Raw genomic sequence first — 2,679 nt, forward strand, 5'->3', positions numbered from 1 at the left:
ATGTATCCTATAAAGCAGCTGTTTTCTATAGACGTCTTGGTTTTTGGTCATTTTTTATCCCCTCTTAAAAGTTCCGGGTTTTTGTAGATATTGCCGACGACTTCATAGCTAAGCATAGTGGCTTGATTTAGGTGTGGACGTCCCGGCTTTTCTTTTATTGGCCTTGCGATAAAACCAAAGCTTGCGTCGTGCCACTTGATTATGTAGTCGGTTTTATCTTTGTTGCTATGGTGACGGATGACGTCGTCCTCGTAAATTTTTACGCCGTTTCTATCTTTTGAGCCGATGTATTGCATAAGCTTAACTTCGCGAGTATGAAAATATACCCTAAGCGCCCTTTCGTTTTTTCTTTTTATGACCGTTGCCGTTTTAAAAGGAAAATTTATCTCTTCTACGATATACATCTCTCTTTCGATTTCGTCCCAAACCCTATATTCAATCTCCCTCATTTTTTACTCCTCGCCGCAAAAATATATCTATGGTATTTCATATCGCGTCTCCGGCATACACGCTCTTGCCGCTTTCTAGATCGGCGATTATATGCTTTCTTATTCGTTCAAAGCCTAGCCTTATAGCTGGATCTTTAGCGCGGTTCTCAAAGCTGCCGTTTGAGAGCTCCTCATAGGGCTTCTTTTCTTCTTGCATAGCTTGCGTATCGCGCGGCAGGCGGTATATGACCTCGCAGCTTATGTCGCGAAACATGATGCCCGCCTCCTTGATCGCGGCAAGGTTATCCGCCCAAAACTTGCGCAGTTTAGCTTTGATATTTTCTTTGTTGAACTCGAAAATTTGCTTTGCGGCAGGGTGCGAAAAGACGAAATGCAAATTTATACCGTTAATCTTCGCCCATTTTAAAAGCTTCAAGTCGATTATGCCGTCTATACCGTATTTGGCTAGTGTTTGTATGAGCTGGTATTTTGCAATACCGGGAGCCAGTTCAGGCATTTATATCCTTTAGATATACGAAATTTCTAGGAGCCGTTTTTACTCCGAAATACCTTATGTTTTGAGGTTTTTTGTATCTGATCGGCTCTTCTAAAAAATACCAAGAAGCATATTTTTTATTCTTAAAATATTCGTCGAATTCTTCTTTGGTAATTCCAGAGCAGTCCAAATAGCAAGCCCACACCGCTTCTTTGTTTTCGCATCTATCGGCTCTTTTTACTTTTACCTCGCCGACTACCTTTTTTATCGGCGCCGTGGCGTACAAAAATATCCTGTCGTTAGCGACGGATGCTAATGCCTTTCTGTATTCTACTCGTTTTATGCCGTTGAGTATCATGTCTGCAAATTTGGGCTTTACTGATAATAAAATAGCCATTGTTTTTCCTTAAATTTAAACCTTTTAAAGAACGTTTAAAGCCGTTTAAAACGCTCTTTAAAGGGCTTAAAGCCCTTTAAATTTAGACGTTTGCGCTTTGCAAATTCTCTATCTTAGTTTCTATGCGGAAGTTATCCTTTACGACGCGCTTAAGGCCTAGCTTAACGAGCTCGGCATCTCCTAGCTCCACGATAGCGTCTTTATTTATAGTCTCTTCGTACGTGATGCACTCCTCGAGCTTATAGCTTTTTAGAGCCTTTATGAGCTTTTCTACTCTCTCTTTTATGCGCGGCAAGGACACGCTTTTGCTTAGCTTGTAACCTATCTTTCCAAAGGTAAACTCTTTGCTGCGCTTTTCTGCAAATTCGGCCTTGTTTTCCTCACAAAAGGCTGTTATTTGGCTCTCGATATACTTTTTCTCGTTATCAAGCTTTTCTACTTGCGCCTTTCTTGAGTCTTTTATCTCGTTGCATTTTAGGGTTATCTCGCCGTTTATATCAGCAAGCGCCACCTCAAGCTCGCAAATGCGCTTTAGCGCGCTATCTACGTCCGTAAATGTTTTTATTTCCATCTTTTGCTCCTTATTTTTGCTTTTCTTTTGTTTGCTCTTATCGTTTGGCTTTTGTGTTTTGCGCCCTTTGTTATCGCGCTTTTTACAAAGGCCGCCTTACTTCTTCTTGCTTTGGCCGGTGCTAGTATCGGCGCTCCGCCTAGCGTGCCCGTATCGTTTAGCGCCAGGCTTAGCCCGGCTAGCATCGACATTGCTTTCATCATCCGTCATTCTCCTTTCAAATATGTTAAATTTCATCGCAAATTTGAGTTTTGTTACGTATCCGTAGACCGTACAAACGGACAAATTTGCCTTGGCTTTTTTGTGGTTTTTAAATTCAAGCGCCATCACTCAAACAAACTAAATTTAAGCTCGCTTAGGCCGTATTCTTTAGCCCACACCGCCTCTTGCGCCACACCCTCGCTGTTATCGCTCCATTTGCACGGGTGGCGGTAGTAGTAGCTACACACCCTAAGCAGCTCTTCGCAGTTTTTCATCACTCTTTCGCGCTCAAGCTCGCTATACACGCCCATCCACGCAAGCACGGGCGAGATAGGCTCGTAGCCGTTTTGCCTGACGATAGAGCAGGCTTGCTGCGCTATTTGCCTCGCATAGTAGTTTCTGTCTCTATCTTTGCACTCGATACTAGCGTATGGCGTAGAAACAAAGACTAGTCTTGCCGTTTTCATTCATTCTCCTTTCTTTAAATTTGACTTTACGAGGCGCCCCATAAGACGCCCGAAAAATCAAATTTAAGCCGCCGTATCGACGACTCTTAGGCTGGTTTTTTCCATGATCAGTGCGCCTA

Annotated in this window: 6 protein-coding genes; all 6 read right to left on the reverse strand. The window is 42.8% G+C overall.

Annotation, left to right across the window (positions count from 1 at the left end):
- Nucleotides 1–47 precede the first annotated feature (47 nt).
- Entirely contained in the window at nt 48–449 is a 402-nt protein-coding gene (locus tag Q0394_RS01840; RefSeq protein ID WP_298945286.1) for a YopX family protein, read from the reverse strand.
- A 37-nt stretch (nt 450–486) separates the two neighbouring features.
- Nucleotides 487–945: a hypothetical protein gene (locus tag Q0394_RS01845; protein ID WP_298945287.1), complete on the reverse strand. Its 459-nt coding sequence runs from the start codon at nt 943–945 to the stop codon at nt 487–489.
- Nucleotides 938–1,321 carry an ASCH domain-containing protein gene (locus Q0394_RS01850; protein WP_298945288.1) on the reverse strand — a complete coding sequence of 128 codons (384 nt, stop codon included), beginning with the start codon at nt 1,319–1,321 and terminating at the stop codon, nt 938–940. The genes Q0394_RS01845 and Q0394_RS01850 overlap by 8 nt, the downstream gene beginning before the upstream one ends.
- An 82-nt stretch (nt 1,322–1,403) precedes the next feature.
- Entirely contained in the window at nt 1,404–1,892 is a 489-nt protein-coding gene (locus Q0394_RS01855) for a host-nuclease inhibitor Gam family protein (RefSeq protein WP_298790805.1), read from the reverse strand.
- Nucleotides 1,883–2,095, reverse strand: a complete 213-nt coding sequence (locus Q0394_RS01860; RefSeq protein ID WP_298945289.1) for a hypothetical protein — start codon at nt 2,093–2,095, stop codon at nt 1,883–1,885. Before Q0394_RS01860 ends, Q0394_RS01855 begins: the two co-directional genes overlap by 10 nt.
- A gap of 123 nt (nt 2,096–2,218) precedes the next feature.
- Nucleotides 2,219–2,560: a hypothetical protein gene (locus Q0394_RS01865; protein ID WP_298945290.1), complete on the reverse strand. Its 342-nt coding sequence runs from the start codon at nt 2,558–2,560 to the stop codon at nt 2,219–2,221.
- Nucleotides 2,561–2,679: the final 119 nt, after the last annotated feature.

Source organism: uncultured Campylobacter sp. (assembly GCF_938039205.1).
Taxonomy (GTDB): Bacteria; Campylobacterota; Campylobacteria; order Campylobacterales; family Campylobacteraceae; genus Campylobacter_A.

Excerpts from the sequence above, each read along its gene's own strand:
- Q0394_RS01840 (WP_298945286.1), bottom strand. The coding sequence starts at position 449 with ATGAGGGAGATTGAATATAGGGTTTGGGACGAAATCGAAAGAGAGATG.
- Q0394_RS01845 (WP_298945287.1), bottom strand. The coding sequence starts at position 945 with ATGCCTGAACTGGCTCCCGGTATTGCAAAATACCAGCTCATACAAACA.
- Q0394_RS01850 (WP_298945288.1), bottom strand. The coding sequence starts at position 1,321 with ATGGCTATTTTATTATCAGTAAAGCCCAAATTTGCAGACATGATACTC.
- Q0394_RS01855 (WP_298790805.1), bottom strand. The coding sequence starts at position 1,892 with ATGGAAATAAAAACATTTACGGACGTAGATAGCGCGCTAAAGCGCATT.
- Q0394_RS01860 (WP_298945289.1), bottom strand. The coding sequence starts at position 2,095 with ATGATGAAAGCAATGTCGATGCTAGCCGGGCTAAGCCTGGCGCTAAAC.
- Q0394_RS01865 (WP_298945290.1), bottom strand. The coding sequence starts at position 2,560 with ATGAAAACGGCAAGACTAGTCTTTGTTTCTACGCCATACGCTAGTATC.